This is a genomic window from Lentzea sp. NPDC054927 (assembly GCF_053610285.1).
The window spans coordinates 24,686-47,019 of record NZ_JBSGXZ010000057.1 but is presented as its reverse complement, the minus strand read 5'-3'; the positions used below and the strand labels follow the sequence as shown (position 1 = coordinate 47,019).

General features: G+C 67.4%; 21 protein-coding genes and 1 tRNA gene. 9 read left to right on the top strand and 13 right to left on the bottom strand.

What is annotated here, in order from left to right:
- Positions 1–159: 159 nt before the first annotated feature.
- Genes ACWGE0_RS41820 through kduI form a run of 3 tightly spaced genes read right to left on the bottom strand, consistent with a single transcriptional unit; the run spans position 160 to position 2,443 of the window.
- The gene (locus ACWGE0_RS41820; protein WP_452266427.1) at positions 160–897 is read right to left on the bottom strand and encodes an IclR family transcriptional regulator; all 738 of its coding nucleotides are present in this window, start codon (positions 895–897) and stop codon (positions 160–162) included.
- On the bottom strand, positions 894–1,619 hold the full coding sequence (locus ACWGE0_RS41815) for an SDR family oxidoreductase (RefSeq protein WP_452266426.1): 726 nt from the start codon (positions 1,617–1,619) through the stop codon (positions 894–896). Before ACWGE0_RS41815 ends, ACWGE0_RS41820 begins: the two co-directional genes overlap by 4 nt.
- A complete protein-coding gene (kduI, locus tag ACWGE0_RS41810) occupies positions 1,616–2,443 on the bottom strand; it encodes a 5-dehydro-4-deoxy-D-glucuronate isomerase (protein WP_452266425.1) in 828 nt (275 codons plus the stop codon). The genes ACWGE0_RS41815 and kduI overlap by 4 nt, the downstream gene beginning before the upstream one ends.
- Positions 2,444–2,581: 138 nt before the next feature.
- Here kduI and ACWGE0_RS41805 point away from each other — a divergent pair, with 138 nt between their 5' ends.
- On the top strand, positions 2,582–4,171 hold the full coding sequence (locus tag ACWGE0_RS41805) for an L-lactate permease (protein WP_452266424.1): 1,590 nt from the start codon (positions 2,582–2,584) through the stop codon (positions 4,169–4,171).
- Positions 4,168–5,361 (top strand): glycoside hydrolase family 88 protein, encoded by a 1,194-nt coding sequence (locus ACWGE0_RS41800; protein ID WP_452266423.1) that lies wholly within the window; start codon positions 4,168–4,170, stop codon positions 5,359–5,361. The genes ACWGE0_RS41805 and ACWGE0_RS41800 overlap by 4 nt, the downstream gene beginning before the upstream one ends.
- Here ACWGE0_RS41800 and ACWGE0_RS41795 read toward each other — a convergent pair.
- Positions 5,315–6,688 (bottom strand): hypothetical protein, encoded by a 1,374-nt coding sequence (locus ACWGE0_RS41795; RefSeq protein ID WP_452266422.1) that lies wholly within the window; start codon positions 6,686–6,688, stop codon positions 5,315–5,317. The two genes, ACWGE0_RS41800 and ACWGE0_RS41795, sit on opposite strands and share 47 nt — an antisense overlap.
- 108 nt (positions 6,689–6,796) lie before the next feature.
- Between ACWGE0_RS41795 and ACWGE0_RS41790 the strand changes: the two genes are divergently transcribed.
- A tRNA-Thr gene (locus tag ACWGE0_RS41790) sits at positions 6,797–6,870 on the top strand.
- Positions 6,871–7,264: 394 nt separating this feature from the next.
- Here the strand turns inward: ACWGE0_RS41790 and ACWGE0_RS41785 are convergent.
- Both ACWGE0_RS41785 and ACWGE0_RS41780 read right to left on the bottom strand, forming a co-directional pair.
- The gene (locus ACWGE0_RS41785) at positions 7,265–8,134 is read right to left on the bottom strand and encodes a hypothetical protein (RefSeq protein WP_452266421.1); all 870 of its coding nucleotides are present in this window, start codon (positions 8,132–8,134) and stop codon (positions 7,265–7,267) included.
- A 131-nt stretch (positions 8,135–8,265) separates the two neighbouring features.
- A complete protein-coding gene (locus tag ACWGE0_RS41780) occupies positions 8,266–8,856 on the bottom strand; it encodes an HNH endonuclease family protein (protein ID WP_452266420.1) in 591 nt (196 codons plus the stop codon).
- Positions 8,857–9,013: 157 nt separating this feature from the next.
- Here ACWGE0_RS41780 and ACWGE0_RS41775 point away from each other — a divergent pair, with 157 nt between their 5' ends.
- Both ACWGE0_RS41775 and ACWGE0_RS41770 read left to right on the top strand, forming a co-directional pair.
- On the top strand, positions 9,014–10,594 hold the full coding sequence (locus ACWGE0_RS41775) for a DUF885 domain-containing protein (RefSeq protein ID WP_452266419.1): 1,581 nt from the start codon (positions 9,014–9,016) through the stop codon (positions 10,592–10,594).
- A complete protein-coding gene (locus tag ACWGE0_RS41770) occupies positions 10,587–12,068 on the top strand; it encodes a DUF885 domain-containing protein (protein WP_452266418.1) in 1,482 nt (493 codons plus the stop codon). The genes ACWGE0_RS41775 and ACWGE0_RS41770 overlap by 8 nt, the downstream gene beginning before the upstream one ends.
- On the opposite strand, the gene dctA is transcribed toward ACWGE0_RS41770, so the two are convergent.
- Genes dctA through ACWGE0_RS41755 form a run of 3 tightly spaced genes read right to left on the bottom strand, consistent with a single transcriptional unit; the run spans position 11,958 to position 14,674 of the window.
- Entirely contained in the window at positions 11,958–13,292 is a 1,335-nt protein-coding gene (dctA, locus tag ACWGE0_RS41765) for a C4-dicarboxylate transporter DctA (protein WP_452266417.1), read from the bottom strand. The two genes, ACWGE0_RS41770 and dctA, sit on opposite strands and share 111 nt — an antisense overlap.
- Positions 13,293–13,349: 57 nt before the next feature.
- Positions 13,350–14,078 carry an SRPBCC family protein gene (locus ACWGE0_RS41760; RefSeq protein ID WP_452266416.1) on the bottom strand — a complete coding sequence of 243 codons (729 nt, stop codon included), beginning with the start codon at positions 14,076–14,078 and terminating at the stop codon, positions 13,350–13,352.
- The gene (locus ACWGE0_RS41755) at positions 14,075–14,674 is read right to left on the bottom strand and encodes an ArsR/SmtB family transcription factor (protein ID WP_452266415.1); all 600 of its coding nucleotides are present in this window, start codon (positions 14,672–14,674) and stop codon (positions 14,075–14,077) included. The genes ACWGE0_RS41760 and ACWGE0_RS41755 overlap by 4 nt, the downstream gene beginning before the upstream one ends.
- A gap of 143 nt (positions 14,675–14,817) precedes the next feature.
- Here ACWGE0_RS41755 and ACWGE0_RS41750 point away from each other — a divergent pair, with 143 nt between their 5' ends.
- Positions 14,818–14,991 (top strand): hypothetical protein, encoded by a 174-nt coding sequence (locus ACWGE0_RS41750; protein WP_452266414.1) that lies wholly within the window; start codon positions 14,818–14,820, stop codon positions 14,989–14,991.
- On the opposite strand, the gene ACWGE0_RS41745 is transcribed toward ACWGE0_RS41750, so the two are convergent.
- From ACWGE0_RS41745 to ACWGE0_RS41735, 3 genes are all read right to left on the bottom strand, one after another.
- Positions 14,969–15,934, bottom strand: coding sequence for a TIGR03617 family F420-dependent LLM class oxidoreductase (locus tag ACWGE0_RS41745; RefSeq protein ID WP_452266413.1), 966 nt, complete (start codon positions 15,932–15,934; stop codon positions 14,969–14,971). The two genes, ACWGE0_RS41750 and ACWGE0_RS41745, sit on opposite strands and share 23 nt — an antisense overlap.
- Before the next feature lie 13 nt (positions 15,935–15,947).
- A complete protein-coding gene (locus ACWGE0_RS41740) occupies positions 15,948–16,640 on the bottom strand; it encodes an excalibur calcium-binding domain-containing protein (protein WP_452266412.1) in 693 nt (230 codons plus the stop codon).
- A 118-nt stretch (positions 16,641–16,758) separates the two neighbouring features.
- Complete coding sequence (locus ACWGE0_RS41735; RefSeq protein WP_452266411.1) at positions 16,759–17,211, bottom strand: DUF4442 domain-containing protein; 453 nt, start codon at positions 17,209–17,211, stop codon at positions 16,759–16,761.
- A 174-nt stretch (positions 17,212–17,385) separates the two neighbouring features.
- On the opposite strand from ACWGE0_RS41735, the gene ACWGE0_RS41730 reads away from it, so the two are divergent.
- Both ACWGE0_RS41730 and ACWGE0_RS41725 read left to right on the top strand, forming a co-directional pair.
- Positions 17,386–17,907 (top strand): MarR family winged helix-turn-helix transcriptional regulator, encoded by a 522-nt coding sequence (locus ACWGE0_RS41730; RefSeq protein WP_452266410.1) that lies wholly within the window; start codon positions 17,386–17,388, stop codon positions 17,905–17,907.
- 2 nt (positions 17,908–17,909) lie between these two features.
- Positions 17,910–19,550: an MDR family MFS transporter gene (locus ACWGE0_RS41725; protein ID WP_452266409.1), complete on the top strand. Its 1,641-nt coding sequence runs from the start codon at positions 17,910–17,912 to the stop codon at positions 19,548–19,550.
- A 67-nt stretch (positions 19,551–19,617) separates the two neighbouring features.
- On the opposite strand, the gene ACWGE0_RS41720 is transcribed toward ACWGE0_RS41725, so the two are convergent.
- Positions 19,618–20,124 (bottom strand): inorganic diphosphatase, encoded by a 507-nt coding sequence (locus ACWGE0_RS41720; RefSeq protein WP_167979739.1) that lies wholly within the window; start codon positions 20,122–20,124, stop codon positions 19,618–19,620.
- Positions 20,125–20,247: 123 nt separating this feature from the next.
- Between ACWGE0_RS41720 and dacB the strand changes: the two genes are divergently transcribed.
- A complete protein-coding gene (dacB, locus tag ACWGE0_RS41715) occupies positions 20,248–22,320 on the top strand; it encodes a D-alanyl-D-alanine carboxypeptidase/D-alanyl-D-alanine endopeptidase (protein WP_452266408.1) in 2,073 nt (690 codons plus the stop codon).
- Positions 22,321–22,334: the final 14 nt, after the last annotated feature.

The following is a 22,334-nucleotide window of genomic DNA, read 5'->3' as shown; positions in this document are numbered from 1 at the left end:
GTGTCAACTCGACGAAAAGCGTGTCGAGTTGACACCCCTGCCTGGTTGCAGCAAGAGCTGAGGCACGACTCGTGACGGGACCACCCACCGGAACCTCCCGTTTCAAGCGTTAAAGACGCCTCGGCTTCGCCATCGGGTCGGCTCGCCTTCGGCTTCGCGTTAGATCCAGCCGAGTGCTGTTGATACCTCGTCTGCCGCTCGTTGTACCCGTGGGCCTAGCGCTATCAGCTCTTGTAGCGAGTGCTCCATTGCTAGAGATGAGGCCGACAGGCCGCCGATCACTGTGCCTGTGTGGTCTTTGATCGCGGCGCCCACGCAGCGCACTCCTAGCTCGTTTTCCTCGTCGTCCAGAGCGAATCGCGATCGGCGGACCCGGGACAGTTGCGATTTCAGGCGTGAGGACGAGGTGATCGTGCGTGGTGTTCTGCCTGGGAGGCCTGTTCTGGTGATGTAGGCGTCCAGTTCTGAGGGTGGGAGCGAGGCCAGCAGGGCCTTGCCGATGGCTGTGCCGTGGGCTGGGAGTGACATGCCCAGGCGGGAGGCCATGCGGTAGGGCTTGTTGGCCTCGATCTTGTCCACGTAGACGAGTTCGTCGCCGAACAGCACGGCCAGGTGCACTGTGCAGCCTGTGGATTCCTGCAACGAGCGAAGGAATGGCCGTGCTCGCTCCACTGTGTCCAGAGGGCGCAGGACCTTGCCTGCCAGGGCCAGGACCCTGGGGCCGGTGAGGTAGCCGTCCGAGCCCAGGGTGGCGAAGCCTCGGTCCACCATTGCCTGGAGCAGGCGGTGGACTGTGGATTTGGGCAGGCCGGTTACTCGCGCGATGTCTGTGATGCGCGTGTGGTCGGCCAGGGCCTCCAGCACGGCGAGCGTTTTTTCGACGGCGGTATCGGTCATCTCGCCAGCCAGCCTCCATCGACCACCAGTACGTGTCCGGTCACATAATCGGACGCGGCGGACGAAAGGAACACCGCTGGGCCCACCAGATCTTGGGGGGTGCCCCAGCGGCCGGCTGGGATTCGGTGGCGGATCGCGGGTTCGCGGTCTGGGTCGGCGCGGAGCGGGGCGGTGTTGTTGGTTTCGATGTAGCCCGGGGCTATGGCGTTGACCTGCACGTTTGAGGCTGCCCACTCGTTGGCGAGGAGTTTGGTCATGCCGACGAGGGCGTGCTTGGAGGCGGTGTAGGCCGAGACGAGGATTCCGCCCTGAAAGGACAGCAGGGAGGCGATGTTGACTACCTTGCCGCTGCCGTTCGCGACCATCTGACGGCCGCAGAGCTTCGAGATCTCGAACGCCGAGTCGAGGTTGACGGCCATGACTCGTTGCCAGTCGGACAGTGAGACGTCCACGGCGGCGCCTCGGTGGATGGTGCCCGCGTTGTTGACGAGGATGTCTACGCGGTGTTCGGCGAGGATCGGGGCCAGTGCCGGTTCGATCGAGGCCGGGTCCGCGAGGTCGACTGAGACGGTGGCGAGGGCTGGGGCCACGTCGGATAGGTCGCCTCGGCCGATCAGGATCAGGGTGGCGCCCGCGTCGTGGAGGCCTTGGGCGATGGCTCGGCCGATGCCGGTGCGGGCGCCGGTTACCACGGCGGTTTTGCCTGCTAGGGAGAAGGTCACCGGAGCTCCGTCACGGCTACCGGGTCCATGTCGTCGTAAGCCTGGTTCTCGCCGCCCATGGCCCAGACGAAGGTGTAGGAGTGCGTGCCTGCTCCACTGTGGACGGACCACGACGGGGAGATCACGGCTTCTTCGTTGCGCACCACGATGTTTCGGGTGTTCTGCGGTTCGCCGCAGAGGTGGATGACGCGGTGCTCTTCTGGCAGGTCGAAGTAGAGGTAGCACTCGGTGCGGCGGTCGTGGGTGTGTGGCGGCATGGTGTTCCAGACGCTGCCCGGGGCCAGTGATGTCACGCCCAGGACCAGTTGTGACGAGCGGATGCCGTCGGTGTGCACGAACTTGCGGATTTCGCGGACGTTCGCGGTGCTCTGGTCGCCGAGTTTGAGGACGTCCACCTCGTCGAAGCGGGCTACCGAGGTGGGGAACGAGGCGTGTGACGGGGTGGAGAAGAGGTAGAAGCGGGTGTCGTCGTCGGCGGCGTGAAACTCGACGTCTACGGCGCCTTGGCCCACGTAGAGGCAGTCGCGCGTACCGAGTTTGTGTTCGGTTCCGTCCACGGTAACTGTTCCGGTACCGCGGATGGCGAGGACCGCGAGCTCGCGGCGTTCGCAGAAGTGCGCAGATCGCAGCGGGGAAGCGCTTTCCAGCTTGAGTGGTTTGCCTGGTGACGGGGTCGCTCCGCCGAGCACGATGCGGTCCTCGTGCGTGTAGACGGTCCGGATCTCGCCCGGTACGAAGAGGTCGTCCACGAGGTAGTGCTGCCGCAGCCCGTCCGTGTCGAAGCCCGGCAACTGCGCCGGATGGGTCGAGTGCCTGATTTGCATCTGAGGATGCCTTCCGATCGGGGCGGCGGAGTGACACGATGTGCGCCGACCAATATGGAACTACGTTCCGTGTAATGGAACAAGGCTCTCGTCTCCCCGCCGCCGGAGACGAGTTCAGGCATGTGAAAGGCGGCCTTGGTGTACCAGCAGAACCCGAATCCGACGGGCTCGCTGTTCCTGTCGGCTCTGCTCGCGTTGATCCCGCTCGTGGCAGTGTTGGTGCTGCTCGGCGGACTCAAGTGGAAGGCTCATTGGGCGGGTCTGACCGCGCTCGCGCTCGCCATCGGCGTCGCGATCGTCGGTTACTCGATGCCGCTCGGCCAGGCGCTCAACTCGGCGGCGTTCGGTGCCGCCACCAGCGTGCTCGTGGTCCTGTGGATCACGTTCAACGCCATCTGGATCTACAACCTGACTGTCCACAGCGGACACTTCGCGGTGCTGCGGCGGTCGTTCAGCTCGATCTCGGACGACCAGCGCGTGCAGGCGATCGTCATCGCGTTCTCGTTCGGCGCGTTGCTCGAGGCGCTGGCGGGTGGCGGCGGGCCGGTCGCGATCTGCTCGGTCATGTTGATCGCTCTGGGCGTCGACCCGATGAAGGCGGTGGCGCTGGCGTTGATCGCCGACACCGCGCCCGTGGCGTTCGGCGGCATGGGCAACCCGATCACGGTGCTGAACACGGTCACCGGGCTGCCCGCGGACACGTTCGGTGCGATGACCGGCCGTCAGGTGCCGATCCTGGCGCTGCTGGTGCCGTTCGTGCTGATCTTCGTGGTGGACGGCAAGCGCGGCGTCAAGCAGGCGTGGCCGGCCGCGCTGGTGGCGGGTGGTTCGTTCGCGATCACGCAGTACCTGGTCTCGAACTTCTGGTCCTACAAGCTGTGCGACATCATCGCGGCCGTCGTGTCGGTGCTCGCGGTGATCGGCTTCATGCGCGTGTGGCAGCCGGCGCGTTCGATCCCGCCGGTGATCGCCGGTGGCTCGACCACGGACTCGCGGCGCGACGTGATCACCGCCTTCAGCCCGTACGCGATCATCGTGGTGATCTTCTCGATCGCCCAGATCGTGCCGGTGAAGAAGTTCCTCGACTCGCTGACGTACAAGTTCGCATGGCCCGGCATGCACCTGGTCGCGCCGAACGGCAAGCCGATCAAGGTCGAGTACGCGCTGAACTGGGCATCCGCGACGGGATCGCTGCTGTTCCTGTCCGGCCTGATCACGATGGCCGTGCTGGGCATAGGGGCCGCCAAGGCCGCGCAGATCTACGGTCAGACGATCAAGCAGTTCAGCTGGGCGATACTGGCGATCCTCGCCGTGTTCTCGCTGTCGTACGTCATGAACTACTCGGGCCAGATCACGACTTTGGGCCTCTGGCTCGCGGGGACCGGCGCGTTCTTCGCGTTCCTGTCGCCGGTCGTCGGCTGGTTCGGCGTCGCGATCACCGGTACGGACGCGGGCTCCAACGCGTTGTTCGGCGGCCTGCAGGTCACTGCGGCACAACAGCTCGGCGCGTCGCCGTTCCTGTTCGGTGCCTCGAACAGCTCGGGTGGCGTGATGGCGAAGATGATCTCGCCGCAGAACCTGGCCATCGGCACCGCGGCGGCAGGTCTGGTGGGACGTGAGGGCGACCTGTTCCGCAAGGTGTTCGGCTGGAGTCTGTTGCTGCTGCTGGCGATGTGCGTGATCGCCTATCTCCAGTCCACCCCCGTGCTCGGATGGATGGTGCCATGACGTTCAGTCGCAGAACGCTGCTCGGCGCGGCTGCCGCGGCTCCGGTTGTGGCCGGGGTTGCAGGGGTTGCGTCGGCGTCTTCCCATCGCTTGTTCCGCGAGTCGCTGGACTACGCGCTCGGCAAGCTGCGCCAGGTCGCGCCGAACGTCACCTCGTTCCCCGAGGAGACGAAGTTCGAGAAGTGGATCTACGTCAACTCCGGCGGCTGGGTCGGTGGGTTCTGGCCGGGCATGCACTGGCTCGCGTTCCTGGACAGCGGCGACGAGCAGTTCAGGAAGTGGGCGGTCGAGTCGGCGCTGCGGTTGTCGCCGCGGCGCACCGACACGTCGATCCACGACCTGGGCTTCCTGTTCTACCCGTCGTGGGTGACGGCGTACCGGCTCACCGGTGACGTCTCCTGGCGGGACGGTGCGGTGCAGGCCGCGTCGTCGTTGATCCAGCGGTACAACGAAAAAGGCCGCTTCATCAGGGCGTGGGGAGCGCTCGGCACGCCGAACAACGCGGGCCGGGCGATCATGGACACGATGATGAACCTGGACCTGCTGACGTTCGCGTCGGAGCAGACCGGGGAGTCGCGGTTCCTGGACGTGGCTGTGCAGCACGCTTTGACCACGCGCGCGAAGTTCATCCGCCCGGACGGGTCCACGCCGCACGTCTTCGACTTCAACCCGGAGACGGGGGAGGACATCGGGCCCAACACGAACCAGGGCTACAGCCCGACGTCGTGCTGGTCGCGCGGACAGGCGTGGGGCATCTACGGGTTCACGACGATGTACCGGCGTACGCGCAGGCGTGAGTTCCTTGATGCTGCTCGGAAACTCGCTGACTTCGCGTTGGACGCCCTTACCCCGGACCACATCCCGGTGTGGGACTACCGCTCACCGTTGGCGCCCAACGACGTCAAGGACTCGTCGGCGGGCGCCATCATGGCGTGCGGGTTGATCGACCTCTTTCACGCCACGGGTCGTGTTTCCTACTACGTGGCCGCGCTGCGCATCCTGGACGCGTTGTGCCGCACGTGTTTGACGACCCGTTCCGAACGGCACGAGGCCATCCTGGCGCGCGGCACCCGCAACCGCCGCATCGAGGTGGGCATCGAGGTTTCCCTGCCCTACGGCGACTACTACCTCATGGAGGCGTTGCTCAGGGTTCTGAAACCTCGGGAGCTCGGCCGCGCGATCGGCCTCTGACCGGCAGCGCGGCGAAGATCACCACGCCCGCGAGCAGCAGTCCCGTACCGGTCCAGAACAGCGGGATCGACTGGTACGCGGCGTTGGTGTAGGCGAGCGGCGGCGCCTTCTGCGCAGGAGGTGCCGCCGGACCGCCGGGCTGCTCAGGAACGGTCTGCGGCGGCTGAGAGGTCCCGCAGACCACGCCACCCTGCGGCGCCGCGGCCCGCACGATCTGCTCGCCGAGCGAGATCTGCGCGAGCGCCGTCGGCAGGTTCGGCAGCTTCAGCTTGTCCGTCGGCAACAGCTGCACGTCGAGCATCCGCGCCGTGGCCCCGAGCTGGAACCCGCTGAACCCGTTGCCCGTGAAGCTCGCCTTCTTCTCGTTGAGCCCCGCGACCTGCAGCCTGACGACGACCAGATCGAGCAACAACGGGACGTCCAGCGTCGGATGCGCGGCGTCCAGCGTGCCGAGCTCCTTGCCGTTCTGACTGACCCTGAGCACCGGCGCCGTGTACGTGATCTTCGAAGTCTTCTCGTCCCCGGTAGCCGTGGCCGTGAGCGTCGGCGGCGTGGCGACGTCGATCTTGATGCCACCCGCGAGCTCGACGCTGACCGCCCGCATCGTGGACGTCGACTCGACCGCCTTGTTCTTGCTACCGGGCAGATCCACGAGCCTGACGACCGAGTTCGCCTCGAACGCGTCCGGAACGCTGAGCAGGCTGGTCTTCACCGGCAACGGCACCTCAGCCGGCAACGCGCTGAGGATTTCGAGGCCGGCCAGCGACGTCTTGGCCGTGGCCAGCGGACTGACACACGGCCCGAGCTTCTCGTCCCACCGTGCGTGCACGCTGCCGTTGAGCAGCTTCAACTTGCCAAGCGGCGTCTCCGGAATCGGCAACCCACCGTTGGTCGGCTGCGGATTGTCCGGAATGGCCGTCTGCACCAGCGTGCCCGGCGACTGCGGCGACCGCCCGGCCACCGCGAACCCGAACGGATTGGCCTGCGTCACGACCCGCTCGGTGCTCAGGAACGCCTCGGTGTTGACCTGCGCACTCGCCAGCCCGAACCCGAACTCGGTGACCGACTGCTTGGGCAACTGGTCCCCGAGCCCAGGCAGGATCGTGTTCGTGGGCACCCCTTGCGGCCCGAGCCGAATCATCGTGAGCCCGGTCCCCGCATCCCCAACCGCATGCGCAAGCGGTTGCGGCCCGTTCGGCGCCGACGCCGGCGGCTGATTCGGGTCACGCGGCCCAGGCACCGGCGTGGTGGGAGGCTGCGCGAGCGCGGGCGCTGCGACGAGCGCGAGCAGCACCCCGGCCAGCGGCACGGACAACGAACGACGCATGAACCTCTCCTCGGCGGATAGGAGGTGGTGACATCGGTCACGGTCCGTACAACGAAGCCGACCCCCGTGAGTGACGGGTCTGTGTGTCGGCTATAGTTATCGCGTCTCGCCGCCTTAGCTCAGTCGGCCAGAGCGGCTCACTCGTAATGAGCAGGTCATCGGTTCGATTCCGATAGGCGGCTCGGTGAGACGGAGGGGCCAGGTCAGTTCGCTGACCTGGCCCCTCTGCTGTTTAGTCGTTCGCAACGCCTCGAGCTGAACTGCGGACTAAGCTCGGGCCGTATCCAGTGGAAGAAGCAGTGACCAGGCGCTTCCGCGGGGTCACCTAAGGTGAACCAGGCCTGACTCGTTACGATCGCCGACCTTCGCGCGATGAGTCCACCAACGGGTCCGGCGAGTCTCGACCTCCGCCCCGTGCGTGGGTGATCTGATGCGCATCACCTTTTGAAGGCAGAAGGAGGAACGCACACCATGTCGTACATGGGCGGCGAGAACGGCGACAAGTGAGTCGCTGACCAGGGCTTTTGTGCCCCGTAACAGGGGGCCTGCACAGCCTGGTGCGGTGTGCAGGCCGTTCTACCTCTTGAGTTCCAGCAGCATGCCGGCCCGGCGGTTCGCCGGCAGGTTGTTGATGGCCAGCTTGATCTCGACGCGGCCCGCGTCGGTCCTCCTGGTGATCTCGAAGTCGTCGCGGATCCGGTTGAGTGCGATCACGTCCCAGTGCACGTCCACTCCCGCCGGCAGGACGATCGTGTAGGTCGCGCGTTCCACCGGTTGCCGGAAGTAGAAGGTGAACGGGTCCGGCTTCTTGTTGACCATCAGCGGAACGCATTTCTTTGGCCAGGTCCACTCCATTCCCAGACGTATTTCGCTGTCCACCTCAGCGGGTGAGTGGAAGTGCGAGACCATGTCAAGTTTTCCGTCCGCGCTCCAATGGGACGTGACCAGGAAGCTCGGCCCCATTGTTCCGTCGACCAGCAGGCTGCGCACTTTCGCGTCGACCTTCTTCTCGATCCATTTCGGCTGGTCCCAGCCGGGGCCGAAGCGCAGTCGGAAGAACTTCGCTTCCGCGTGGCGAATGACGGCGTGGACCGTGATGAACTCCTGCGTGTCGCCGTTGGCGTCGATGACGGCGACCTGCTCCCACACCTTGATGTCGAACTGGCTGGGCTGCAGTTCCATCAGCATGTACGAGTACTTGGACAGAAGGGCGCGGTACTCGCGGGACTCCGACTCGAGCTTGGCGACGCGGGTCGTCAGGTGGACCAGCAGCAGTAGCACCAGCACGATTGCGCCGATCACGAATGTCGTGCGAATGGCGACCGTTCCGAACAGAGTCGACAACACGGCACCGAACGCGACGAGGCCGAGCAGTCCCTTGACGAACCCGACCGCTCCTTCGTCCTGGAGGAATTTCTCCAGCCACTGCGCGAACGACTTCAGCACCCGTGCCCACCCCTCTGGTCGGCCGCAACAGCCGGACTGATCAGGATAACTCGGGTCTGTCGGAGCCGTCATCGAAGTTGGTACAAATGGGTGGACGCTCAATTGTCAATCAATTGGCATTGTTCCGCGGTTTATGTCGCAGGCGGTGTGCCACAGGTCGTGAGCGCCTGCTCCAGCGCTGACCGTTCCGCCGGAGCCACGCTCATCCCGTAAGCCGCCTTCACCGTCACGTAGATCCGCCCGTACGAGCACGCATATCCGGCGTTGGGCGGCATCCACTCGTCCGGCGTTTTGTCGCCCTTCGACTGGTTGACCTTCCCGGAGGTCGCGACCAGGTTGCGCAGGTCGTTGGCCGCCGCCACCCGGCGGTCCTGGGGCCAGGTGGCCGCGCCGCTGCGCCACATCTCGGCGAGTGGCACCACGTGGTCGATCTGGATCTTCGACACGCTGCTGATCTGTGTGGCCGTGTAGGGGTCGTCGAGGGTGCCGGACTGGACGCTGCAGCGGCCGGGTTTGCGTTCCACGGCGGTCAGGTCGCGGGCCAGCACCTGGCTGCGTTGGTCGCAGCCGTCGCCGTCGGTGTCGAACCACGGCTGGCCGAACACGCAGGCTTTGCCGTCGTCGCAGTCGCGCACGTAGCCGTCGAGGCGGCCGGGGGCGCTCAACGGCAGGGTCGCCAGGGATGTTCGCGCCGCCACGGCGTCGAGGGTTCCGGCGGGCACGCGATCTACCTGTGGCCCTGAGGCCTGTGTCCCCGGGGACAGGGGTATCGCGGAACAGCCGGTCAGCAGGATGATCAGGAGCAGCCACCGCATGGGAAGGGCATACCCGCGACAACGGGCGGTGATGGCCGCCCAACGGCGTAACTCTGGGGGACGGATGTCTGAAGTCAACGCGCTCGCCGATCGGCTTTTCGACACGATTCTCGAGCGCTATCCGGTCGACGCCAGCCTGATGGGCTTCGATCTCGACCACGAGAGCCTCGTCGACCACAGCGAGGAAGCCGATCACCGGTACCAGGCGCGGCTGCACGAGATCCGCGCTGTCGCAGCACAACTTGAGCCGGCGAACCTGTCCGAACGCATCACGGTCGGGATCGTCCTGCACGAGGTGAGCACCCAGTCGGACGAGATCGACGGGCGGCAGATCGAGTCCACCATCAGTGCGAACATCCGCACGACGGTGCCCGGCACGCTCGCGTTCCTGCCGCGGCTGCCCGTCGACACACCGGAGCGCCGGGCCGGGTACCTGAAGCGGTTGCGCGGGATCGACGGGTTCTTCGCGACGATGATCACGCGCCACCGCAAGGGTTTCGCGGACGGTCGCACGCCGGTGAAGCACCTGGTGGAGCAGGCCGTCGCGTTGCTGGACGGGCACCTCGAGAACCTCAGCGCGTTCGACGTCGTCGACGGCGCGAGGGATGCGATCGACGAGGTTCTCCGGCCTGCTGTCGAGAACTACCGCGCCTTCCTGCTGGACGAAGCCCTGCCGCTCGGCCGCGACACCGAGCACCCCGGCCTGTGCTGGCTGCCCGGCGGCGAGGCGGTCTACCGGATGGCGATCCGCACCCACACCACCGAGGACCTCGACCCGGAAGTGCTGCACGCCACCGGAATCAGGCTCATCGAGGATCTCAAGCGGGAGTTCGCGCGGTACGGCGACGACGTGTTCGGCCGCATCCGCAACGATCCGGCCTTCCGGCACAGCAACGCCGAGGAGATGCTCGCCGCCGCGCGCACGGCCGTCGCGAAGGCCGAAGCCGCTGCGCCCCAATGGTTCCGCACGATGCCGGACGACGTGTGCGCGATCGAGGAAGCGCCGCCGACGGTGCCCGCGCACGTGCCGCCGCACTACTTTCCCGCCTCGGAGGACGGCAGCCGGCCCGGCACGTACTTCGTCAACACCAAGGAACCGCAGAACCGCCTGAAGATCGAGGACGAGGCCACGGCCTATCACGAGGCGGTGCCGGGGCACCACTTCGAGTACTCCCGCGCTGGGCTGCTCAAGGACGTCCCCGTGGTGCGGCGCAAGGCCCCGATCAGCGTGTTCGGCGAGGGCTGGGCGTTGTACTGCGAACGTCTCGCCGACGAGATGGGGCTGTACAGCAGCGACGAGTCGAGGCTCGGCATGCTCACGATGGACGCCATGCGCGCGGGCCGGCTCGTCGTCGACACCGGCCTGCACGCCAAGGGGTGGAGCCGTCAGCAGGCCATCGACTACCTCGTTGAGAACACCCCGATGGGGCTCATGCAGATCGAGTCCGAAGTGGACCGTTATCTCGGCGAGCCGGGTCAGGCGCTCGCGTACATGGTGGGGCGGCTGAAGTTCCAGGAGCTGCGCGCCAGGGCCGAGAGCGCGGGCAGGGACGTCCGCGACTTCCACGAGGTGGTGCTCAGCCAGGGCCGACTCACGCTCGCGTTGCTCGAAGAGGTCGTCGACGAGTGGCTGGCCGATGCGTGACCTCGCCGAGCGGCTGTCGGACCTGATGCTGGACCACCACCCGTTGCGGGCGAACCTGATGGGCCTGCGCGACGACGGCGTGCTGCAGGACCACAGCGAAGAGGCTGATCAGGGCTACCTCGAGCGCTGTCGGGAGATCGCGGCGGAGGTGGATCGGCGAACCCCGCGATCCCTCGACGACCGGATCAGCCAGGACCTGGTCCGGCACCTTGCCCGTGCGGAGTGCGAGACGATCGAGTCGCGCACGATCGAGTTCGGCGTGAGCGCTAACGTGCGGTCCGCGGTGCCGGAGTTGCTGTACTTCCTGGGCCACCTGAAGAGCCACCACGCCGTGCCGCGGTTCCTCGCAACGGTCGCCGACCGGCACCGCGCGGGCATCGCAGCCGGTCGAACGCCGGTGAAACACCTGGTGGAGCAGGCGATCGAACTCGTGGACCGCCACCTCGCGGAACGCCAGCTCGCCGAACACCACGAGCCGGCGCTGCGGAACTACCGCGATTCCCTCGCGAACGACGTCCTGCCGCACGGGCGTGACACCGAGCACGCCGGGTTGTGCTGGCTGCCGGACGGCGAGGCGTTGTACCGCAAGGCCATCCGCACGCACACAACCGTCGACCTCGACCCGCACGAACTGCACGTCACCGGCCTCCGGCTCATCGAGAACCTGCGACGCGAGTTCGGCGGGCGCAAGCCCAGCGGCCTCAAGTGCACCAGCGCCGCGGAGATGATGGAGGACGCCCGCACGGCCCTCAGCAGGGCTGAATCCGTTGCCCCGCAATGGTTTCGAACGATCCCCGAACAACAGTGCGTGATCGCGGAAACAGCGCCGTCGGTGCCGTCGAGCACACCGCCGCACTACCTGCCCGCCTCGCTCGACGGCAGCCGGCCCGGCACGTACTTCATCAACACCAAGGATCCGCACACCAGGCTCCGCAGTGTCGGGGAGGCGACGGCGTTCCACGAAGCGGTGCCGGGCCATCACTTCGAGAGCGCCAGAGTCATGCTGCTCCAGGACCTCCCTCTGCTGCGTCGCAAGGCGCTGATCAGTGCCTTCAGCGAAGGCTGGGCGCTGTACTGCGAACGCCTGGCCGACGAGATGGGCCTGTACAGCACCGAGGAGGCAAGGCTCGGCATGCTCACGATGGACGCCAAGCGCGCGGGCCGGATCGTCGCGGACACGGGCCTGCACGCCAAGGGCTGGAGCAGGCAGCAGGCGATCGACTACCTGCTGGGCAACACCCCGATGCCGCCGGAGCTGGCGGAGGCCGAGGTCGACCGCTTCCTCGCCGAGCCGGGTCAGGCGCTCGCGTACATGGTGGGGCGCCTCAAGTTCGACGAACTGCGCGCGAGAGCGGAGCAAGCGTTAGGAGCGGCGTTCGACATCCGTGACTTCCACGAGGTCGTCCTCGGCCACGGCAGGCTCACGCTCGGCCTGCTGGACCACGTCGTCACCACGTGGATCGCCGAGCGTTGACCGCATCTGCCCGAGATCGAGCATGCCCTCCCAGCGGGACACGACGAACGTCGCCACGCAGTTGCCCAGCAGGTTCGTGAAGACGCGCATCGAGTCCATGATCCGGTCGGCGCCCAGCAGCAACGCCACCGCCGCGGCCGGGATCGACCCGACCGCGGCGACCGTGGCCGACAGCGCCAGGAACGCCGAGCCCGGCACGCCTGCCATGCCCTTCGAGGTCAGCACTAGCACCAGCACGATCGTGAGCTGGTCGCCGAGGTCGAGCGGGATGTTCAGCGCCTGCGCCAGGAACACGGTCGCCAAGGACAGGTAGATCGAGGCGCCGTCGAGGTTGAACGAGTAACCGGTCGGCAGGACCAGGCCGACGGAGGTGGGTGCGCAGCCGGCCCGCTGCAGCTTCACCATCATTCGCGGCAGCACGGCTTCCGAGGACGCCGTGCCGAGCGCGAGCAGGAACTCCTCCTTGGCGTAGCGGATGAACCGCAGGATGTTGACCCTGGCGAACACCCACGCGATCACGCCCAGCAGCGAGCAGAACAGCAGAGCCGCGCCGTAGGAAGCCAGGATCAGCCACAGGTACGTGCGCAACGAGCCCAGCCCGTACTGCCCGACCAGGAACGCCATCGCGCCGAACGCTCCGAGCGGTGCCAGCTTCATCACGTAGCCGAGCACGGTGAAGAACGCCAGGTTGATGCGTTCCAGCAGGTCCACGACCGGCGTCACGCGCTCGCCGAGCTGGGCGAGCGCGCAGCCGAACAACACCGCGAACAGCAGCACCTGCAGCAACGCGTTGCGCGCCAACGCGTCCACCACGCTGGACGGAATGAGGTCCAGCAGGAACTGGACGACGCCGGGGAGGTGGCCGCCCTGCGTCTTCGCGTCGACGGCGGAGGCGTCCAAAGTGGAGGGATCGACGTTCATCCCCGCGCCGGGCCGCACGACATTGCCGACCAGCAGCCCGAACGCGAGCGCGGCCGTCGAGACCACCTCGAAGTAGATCAGGGCCTTCACCCCGATCCGGCCGACCGAGCGCAGATCGCCGACCTTCGCGATGCCCGTCACCACCACGCAGAAGATCAGCGGCGCGATCACCATCTTGATCAGCTTGATGAAGCCGTCGCCGATCGGTTTCAGGTCCGCACCGAACGACCGGAAGAAGTGGCCGACCAGCACGCCGGCGACCACGGCGACGAGGAGCTGCAAGAAGAGCGACCGGGTTTTCACCTGCCGGAAGCTAAATCTCATTTGTGAGCGATGGATGCCCTCGGTGTTACGACACGTCTACGAAGCGTGCCCGAGTGCCTGAGCCAGGAACGCCTGCCACTTCTCGGCCTGACCGGTCGCGTCACCGAACACGTGGTGGCCGACGGAGGCGCCGGGGTGGAAGCGGTACATGCCATCGGCACCGCGCACGCCGAGGAGCAGGCCCTTGTGCCCGTAGTCGACGACACCGGTGATGCCGAACGGTTCCAGCGTCACCTCGTCGCCGACCTGGAAGTCCTCGGGTACGCCGAGGGCCTTCATCAGGGTCGGCCACACGTCGGTGCCCTCCGGCTGCTCGGGAGCCTGGGCGAAGACGTACGTGCCCCGGCGGCCGAAGAAGTACTTGACGTACGAGGCCATCGTGAACAGGTACATGTCCCAGCCGTGCGAGGACTGCTCGAGGTACTCGTCGCCCCAGCCGTCGGCGAGGATGCCGCTGTGCACGAACCGCAGCACGGTCGTGCCCTGGTCGCGGGCCTCGATCAGGTACTCCATCGCGTGGACCGTGCCGTCCTCGCCGGCGTCGGACCGGTAGGCGAGGTGCTTGCCGGGCTCCCACGCCGTGATCGTGGAGGCCTCCTGGAAGAAGCCCATGTCGAGCGTCATGCGGCCGCCGACACGTCCGTCGACGGTGTGCGGGCCCATGAACCACGAGTCGATGCCGTGCCCGGTCGCGATGGCCTCCCAGACCTGCTCCGGGGTCCCTTCGACCTCGACTTCCTTCTTGATCTCGAACTCGCGGGTCACGACTCTTCCTCCTTGGCAGCGTTGACGCTGGGATGCAGAGCGACGATCACGCGGTGCGGTCGCCCTCCTTCGGCCTGTTCGTCGTGGTACTTGGCGACGAGCCGGGTCACGCAGGTCGCGAGCTCTTCGGCGAACGCCGCTCGGTCCGCCGCCGTGGCGAACCGGATCTCGCCGTCCAGCGCGAAGGTCGCGAGGCGTTTCTTCGCCTTGGTCGCGCCCGTCAGCAACGTGCCGACGTCGCGCACCAGCCTGGCCGAGACGGCCAGCAGCCACCGCGCGGACAACCGATCGGGGGAACGCGCCGGGTCCGGCTGCACGGCCGCGAGCGCGGTCGGGGAGATGACGTAGGACGCCGCCGTCGCCTGCAGAAGGCGTTCGTTGACGTTGCCCTTGCGCCGTTCCTCGACCAGCTCCACCAGGCCGTGCTGCTCCAGCGTGCGCAGGTGGTAGTTGACCTTCTGCCTGGGCAGGCCGACCCGCGCGGCGAGCATCGTCGCCGATCCCGGCTCGGCGAGCTCCGCGAGCAGACGCGCTCGCACTGGGTCCAGCGACACCTCGGCCGCTGCCGGATCCTCGATCACCGCCACTTCGAACATGGCTTCACCGTCGCACCGAAAACAAAATTAGTCAAGAACTGACTTGCTGTCGGTGACTTTGCTCCACCTGGGTGGCGTTGGACCCGGTACCGTAAGCGATGTCTCGATTGGTCGTTGCACGTTCGCAACCCCTGAGGAGACAGATGCTCACGATGCTGGCCCTGACCTTGCTGGCCCTACCGTTCGCCCTGACCGCCGCCAACGTCGGCAGACGCAGGTGGATCCGCAAGAGGGGCGTCGCCAGAGTGCGCGCCGAGCTCGACGCTTTCCACGCCGAGCTGGCTCGTCAGGGTCTCAGCCACTTCTCCGGGCGCTGACCACGTCCTTCGACGGCGAGATGCGGGTGACCACGTCGCCGAACCGTTCGTCGAAGGCCGCGTTGATCTCCTCTGGCGACCCGACGACGGCGAACGTGTGCAGCACGTCGTCGTTGATCAGCTCGCTCATCTCGGCCCACTGCTGCCGCCGGGACATCCGGTGCAGCTCCTCGTGCAACGAACCCCAGCCGTGCAGGTCGAGCACCGGCTTGTACGCGGGCGTCGACCCGTAGAACGCGATCTGCCGCTTGACGTCGGCGATCTCCTCGTCCGTCGTGGCGGCGAACACCGGACCGCTGATGTCGAAGCCCTCCAAGGTCTTGCCCACCTTCGCCCTGCCGCGTTCCAGGGCGGGCAGCGTCACCTCGCGCAGGTACCGCTCGGTCGTGAAGTTGTGGCACAGGAAGCCGTCCGCGACCTCGCCGGCCACCTCGGTCATCAGCCCGCCGACGCCCGCGAGGTAGATCGGCGCGGTGCCGTGCGGGTTCGGTCCCGGGTCGAAGAACGGCGTCATCAGCGTGTGCTTGTAGAACTCGCCGCGAAACGCCAGCCGCTCGCCCGTCTCCCACGCGTGCCAGATCGCGCGGACGGCCAGCACGAACTCGCGCATCCTGGCGGCGGGCTTGCTCCACGGCATGGAGAAGCGCTTGGTGATGTGCGCTTCGACCTGCGAACCCAGCCCGAGGTTGAACCGGCCCGCGGACAGCAGTCGCAGGTCGTTCGCCGTGGTCGCGACGGTCATCGGGTTGCGCGCGAACGCCACCGCGATCGCCGTGCCGAGCTCGATCCGCTCGGTCGCCGCCGCGGCACCGCTCAGCGCGAGGAACGGGTCGTGCTTGGTCTCGGCGAGCCAGAACCCGTCGTAGCCCTGGTCCTCCGCGCTCTTCGCGATGCCCCCGACGGTGCCGGGGGCGTAGTCGACGGCGCTCCTGTCCAGCTTCATGCCGCAGAGGGTATTAGCGGTACCGGGACTCGCAGGCGATGCCGTTGCGGTTCTCGTCGAGTTCGACGCGGTAGCCGGGCTGCCCCCAGTAGAGCGGTGCCGCGCCGGCCCGCCGCGCGTCCTCGCAGGTCGCGTAGAAGACCGGCTTCTGCGTGGGCTTCGTCGTCGTGGTCGGCTTCGGCTTCGTCGTCGTGGTGACCGGCGGCGGTGGCGGAGGCGGGGGAGTGGGTGTCTCGGTGGTGTCCTTGCCACCGCACGGCGTGCCCCAGAGCCCCATCGGCACCCGCTGAGCGGCTCCTTCGGCTTCGCGCTGCGCCGCCGTCGGGGTGCCCGCGGTGCGCCCGGCGCCGTTGCCCAGTGCGAGCAACGTGTAGTCCGTGCCGTCCGTGAGGGTGAGCGCGCCGGTGGTCCGGTCGTAGCGCACCTGCTGGTTGAGCAGCATGGCCCTGGCGAACGCGGCAGAGGCCTCAGCCCAGCACGGTCCCGGCTGGGCGAGGCCTGTGACCTCGGCTTTCGAGCCGTCGGACAGCATCACGGCGCGGCCGTCCACGATCGACGTCACGCTGATGCCCAGCTGCGCCGGCGGCACCGACGCGGACGTCGTCACCGGCACGTCCTCGACCGGTTTCTCCACGGCGACAGGAGTCGACTGGTGTACCTGCGCGGTGCAACCCGCGGTGAGCACCACCAGCAGTACTCCGCCCACAGTTCTCCACCCCGACATGACACTGGATAGTGCTACCTGAGCGGAGAGTGGCCAAGGTTACGTATTTGGTGCGGTTCGGTTCACCGGTAGTCCGAACTGAAATACGGAGATGCCCAGTTCAGCGCGCGGGCTTCAAGGTCCAGACCACGACCATCTCGCCGGTGGTCACGCCCGCGGCGTCGGTGAGCGTCACCGTCACCGGGAATTCTGGCCGCGAACCGGACTCCAGTTCGGCCAGGATCTCGTCGACGGAACGACCCAGCACGGCTTCCGCGCGCACGACGCCCATCGCGATCTTCTTGTAGGCGATCTCCGCACGGACGGCGAGTGGCGTGGCCTTGCCGAGGTGCGCGGCGAACGCGGCCATCACGACGGCGCCGGACGTGGACTCGCCGAGACCGAACATCATCGCGGCGTGTGGCCCGCCGATGTGGTTGTGCAGCGCTGGGTCGTCCGGCAGCGACGCGACGATGCGGCCGGCGGAGACCTCCTCGAACTCGATGCCGGTGGTCTTCACGTACGGCACGGCCTGCTTCATGGCATCGGCGACGAACGACACGTCTTGGCTCATGAGACGGATGCTACCGGTGAGTAACCCATGCTGCTACCCGTCGGTAACAACTACTCGCCGCGCTTGTACAGCTCCACTGTGGAGTGAGACTCGGAACTCACTTGCGTTCTGGTGGACCGAGATGGATGCTTGTACTGAGCAACTAGTTGGGTGCTACAAGCAACGAGGTGTCAGATGGTCGATCCGGGCAGGTGCTTCGGCACCGGCATCGATCCGGAGCACGAGCTCGCGGACCGAGTCGGGATGGCGATGGTGCGCATGAACAAGATGCACGCCCAGGTCGCCCACCAGATGGCCAAGCAGGGCATGGACAAGTCCGCCTTCGTGCTCCTCGCGACGCTCTCCGGTCTCGGTGAGTGCCGCTCGAGTGCGCTTGCGGAGGCGGTGCTCTCCGACCCGTCCACGGTCAGCAGGCAGGTAGCCGGGCTGGTCAAGGACGGGCTCGTCGAGAGGCGTGCTGATCCGGCGGACGGCCGGGCCAGCGTTCTCGCGGTCACCGAAGCGGGCCGTGAGCTGATCTTCAAGCGACGCCGGCAGCGCAACGAGGCGATCGAGCAGGTGTTCGCGGACTGGCCCGACGAGGACTTCAAAGGCTTCGCGGACCTGTTCGAACGCTTCGTCCAGGACTACGAGCGCACGATTCCGGCGCTTTTGACCGAACGCGGGACGGGGACCCGCGCAGGAGGGGAAGACTAGAAATGTCATCAACAGCCGAGGCGACACCCACGCCAGGGGCGTCCCTGACACATCGTCAGATCATGACGATCCTGTCCGGCCTGCTGCTGGGCATGTTCCTCGCGGCGCTGGACCAGATGATCGTCGCCAGCGCCATGAAGACCATCGCGGACCAGCTGCACGGCCAGACGCTGCAGGCGTGGGCGACCACCGCCTACCTGATCACCGCGACCATCACGACGCCGCTGTACGGCAAGCTGTCCGACATCTACGGCCGCAAGCCGATGTACCTCGCGGCGATCTCGCTGTTCCTGGCCGGTTCGCTGCTCTCGGGCATCGCGACGTCGATGTACGAGCTGGCCGCGTTCCGTGCGGTGCAGGGCCTGGGCGCCGGCGGTCTGATGTCGCTCGCGTTCGCGATCATGGCGGACATCATCTCGCCGCGTGAGCGCAGCAAGTACTCCGCCTACTTCATGGCCGTGTTCGGTTCGGCCAGCGTGCTCGGGCCGGTCATCGGTGGTGTGTTCGCCGGTCTCACGTCGTTCCTGGGTGTCACCGGCTGGCGCTGGGTGTTCCTGGTGAACGTGCCGATCGCGCTGCTCGCGCTGTTCGTCGTCGCCCGCGTGCTGAACATCCCGCACAAGCGGGTCGACCACCGCATCGACTACATGGGTGCGCTGACGCTGACCGTCGGCCTGGTGCCGCTGCTGATCGTGGCCGAGCAGGGCCGCGAGTGGGGCTGGGCGTCCGGCACGTCGATCGCCATGTACGTGATCGGTGTGCTCGGCCTGATCGCCTTCGTCTTCACCGAGAGCCGCATGGGTGACGAGGCGCTGCTGCCGATCAGGTTGTTCCGCGGCCACACGTTCGCGCTGGGCAACGCCATCAACTTCGTGCTCGGCATCGGCATGTTCGGCGGCATGGTCTCCATCCCGCTGTACCTGCAGATCGTGAAGGGCGTCTCGCCCACGGTCTCCGGTCTGATGCTGCTGCCGATGACGTTCGGCATCATCTCGGCGACGGCGATCAGCGGTCGCATCACCGCGCAGACCGGGCGCTACAAGATCTTCCCGATCATCGGCGCCGGGCTGATGTCGATCGCGCTGCTGCTGTTCAGCACCATCGGCACCGAGACGCCGAACTGGCTGACCATGATCTACATGTTCGTCATGGGCGCCGGTCTGGGCCAGTGCATGCAGACGCTGCTGCTGGCGATCCAGAACGACGCCGAGCCGCGGGACATGGGTGTGGCGACCGCTTCGGCGACGTTCTTCCGCCAGATCGGTGGCACGGTCGGTACCGCGGTGTTCCTGTCGATCCTGTTCAGCACGGTCGGCGACAAGATCGCCGAGGGCCTCAAGGCCGCCATGCAGACCGACGCGTTCCGGGTGGCGCTGAGCCAGAACCCGGAGTTCGCCAAGCAGCTGCAGAGCGGTGGCGGGTCCGGTGTGGACATCAACAACACCGAGTTCCTCAACCACCTCGACCCGGTGCTGGCGCGTCCGTTCCTGGACGGCTTCTCCGGCGCGATCGACACGGTCTTCATGACCGGCGGGATCGTGATGGTGGCGGCGTTCGTCCTCGTGTGGTTCCTGCGCGAGAAGCCGCTGTCGACCAGGTCGGGTCTCGAGCGGGTCGCGGACGCGGAGTCGATCGCGGTCTAGTTCTCAAGGGCATCAGAGCACGAAAAAGGGCCGTCCTCCTTGCGGGGGACGGCCCTTTCGCGTTGGTTCAGTGCAGCGTTTCGCCGCGCGCCTCAGCGTCCTTGAGACGCTGGTAGGAGCGGTGGATCTCCGCCTCGGCCTCGGTGCGGCCGACCCAGGTCGCGCCCTCGACGCTCTTGCCGGGCTCGAGGTCCTTGTAGACCTCGAAGAAGTGCTGGATCTCCAGGCGGTCGAACTCCGCCAGGTGGTGGATGTCGCGCAGGTGCTCGTGCCGCGGGTCGTAGGCCGGGACGCACAGAACCTTGTCGTCGCCGCCCTTCTCGTCGGTCATGCGGAACATGCCGATGGCACGTGCCGCGATCAGGCAGCCGGGGAACGTCGGCTCCTGGACGAGGACGAGGGCGTCCAACGGGTCGCCGTCCTCACCCAGGGTGTTCTCGATGAACCCGTAGTCGGCGGGGTACTGCGTCGACGTGAACAACGTGCGGTCGAGGCGGATGCGGCCACTCTTGTGGTCCACCTCGTACTTGTTGCGCACGCCCTTGGGGATCTCGATCAGGACGTCGAACTCCACTGGTCCTCGCTCATGTAGCCCATTCGTGACGCCACTAGTGTGGACCACGACGCCCTGTCAACCCTCATCGGAGCGGCGGCTGGAGGGTGTGAGATTGCCCGTACCGAGCTGACGGAGGCTCTCTTGCCGGACGACCCCCAGTGGCCGACCGAGGACGACGACGCCGGTGCGGACTCGGCGCCCGGTGAACCGACGTTGCAGGTCAGCCGCCCGTCCGTCGACCAGCCGACGATGCGGTTCCCGCTCGCCGCGGTGCTCAAGCCACCGTCCATTCAGGAGCCGCTGCGCTCCTCACCCGTTCGTTCCACTCCGAACGGTCTGGGATCCGGCTCAGGGGGTTCCGGTGGACCTTCTGCTGGTTCCGGCGGCTCCGGAGGCCCTGCGGGCGGATCTTCCGGTGGGAAGTCTCACGGGGCGATTGGTCCAGACGGTGGCGAACCTCGGGCCGTCCCGATGCGGATCGAGCCGAAGGGCGAGCAGAAGACGACGGAGCTGTCGGTCCCGAACGCCAAGACCGCGCGGGTCGACCAGCTGCCGCACTCGGAGCCGTCGTGGTTCGACCAGCAGGGCAGAAGTGAGCAGGCGCAGCGCCAGCAGGCACCACCACCGCAGCGCACCGAGATGCTGCGGGTCGACCAGCTCCAGCGTCAGCACCCCTCGCAGTCGCAGCAGCCCTCACGCCAGGAACCGCGTCCGGAACCGCGTCCAGCGCCGCGTCCGGAACCCCGTCCTGAGCCACCGCGAGCCGAGCAGCCGAAGCGTCCGGAGCCCAGAGACCTCCCCGTCACCGGGTACGACGAGGAGCCGGAGGACCGGCTCACCACCGAGGAACCCAAGAAGGGCCGCAAGGCGCTTTTCGCGGTCATCGCCCTGCTGGTCGTCGCGGCCCTGGGCGGCGCCACCGTCTACGCGGTCAAGGAGTTCGGCGGCACCAAGGCGATCGAAACCAAGCCCCCGGCCGCGCCCGCCAACGTCCAGCCGCTGGTCAAGGCCGCCACCGCGGGCGCACCGGCACCGTCACCCGCCGGCGTGACGCAGGCACTCACCGGCCCGGCGGCCAGCAGCGCCCTCGGCACGGTGACCGGCAGCGTCGTCGACCCCGCGAACGGCACCGCGCTGTGGCAGCAGGGCGACACCACGCCCGCGACCCCGGCGTCGAGCCTCAAGATCCTCACGGCGGCCGCGGCGCTGCTCAGCCTCGAGAAGACCGACCAGCTGAGCACCAAGGTCGTCCAGGGCGCGGAGCCCGGCAGCGTGGTGATCGTCGGCGGCGGCGACCCGACGATCTCGGGCGTGCCCGGCAAGTCCGTCTACCCCGGCGCGGCGACGCTCGACGAGCTGGTCAACCAGGTGAAGCAGAAGGGCGCGGTCACCAAGGTCCAGTTCGACCTGACCCGCTACACCGGAGAGGCGCTCGGACCGCAGTGGGAGCAGGCGGACATCGGCGGCGGCTCGGTCGCGCCGATCGTGCCGTTCATGCTCGACGGCGGGCGGGTCGACCAGTCGAACGTCAACGGTGCGCGCACTGCCAGCCCGGCGCAGGCGGCCGCGGACGCGTTCGCGCAGCGGATCGGCGCTCCCGGTGCCACGGTGGGCGCCGCCCCGCCGAACGCGCCGGTGCTCGGTGAGATCAAGTCGGCGCCGATCGAGCAGCTCGTCGACAACATGATGCAGATCTCCGACAACGTCCTCACCGAGGCGATCGCCCGCGAGATCGCGATCAAGACGGGCAACGAGCCGTCGTTCGCGGGCGGGGTCAAGGCCGTGCGGGACGTGCTGACCAAGAACGGGTTCGACCTCACCACCGCGAACTTCGTGGACGGCAGCGGCCTCTCGGCGACGAACAAGATCCCGGCCAAGCTGCTCACCGACGTGCTCTCGGCGGCGGCCAAGCCCACGCTCGACGACCCGCGCACGGCGAAGCTGCGGCCGTTGCTGACGGCACTGCCGGTGGCGGGCGGCAGCGGCACCCTCGCGGGTCGCTACGGCGGGAACGCGACGGCCGGCAAGGGCTGGGTGCGGGCCAAGACCGGCACGCTCACCGGGGTCAACGCGCTCGCCGGCATGGTGGTCGACGTGGACGGCCGGGTGCTGGTGTTCGCGTTCATGTCGGCCAGCAACCGCAGCGCCGAAGCCGAGGTGCGGCCGGCGCTGGACGTGATGGCCGCTGCGTTGCGGGGTTGTGGCTGTTCGTAGCGGGGCGTGCGCAG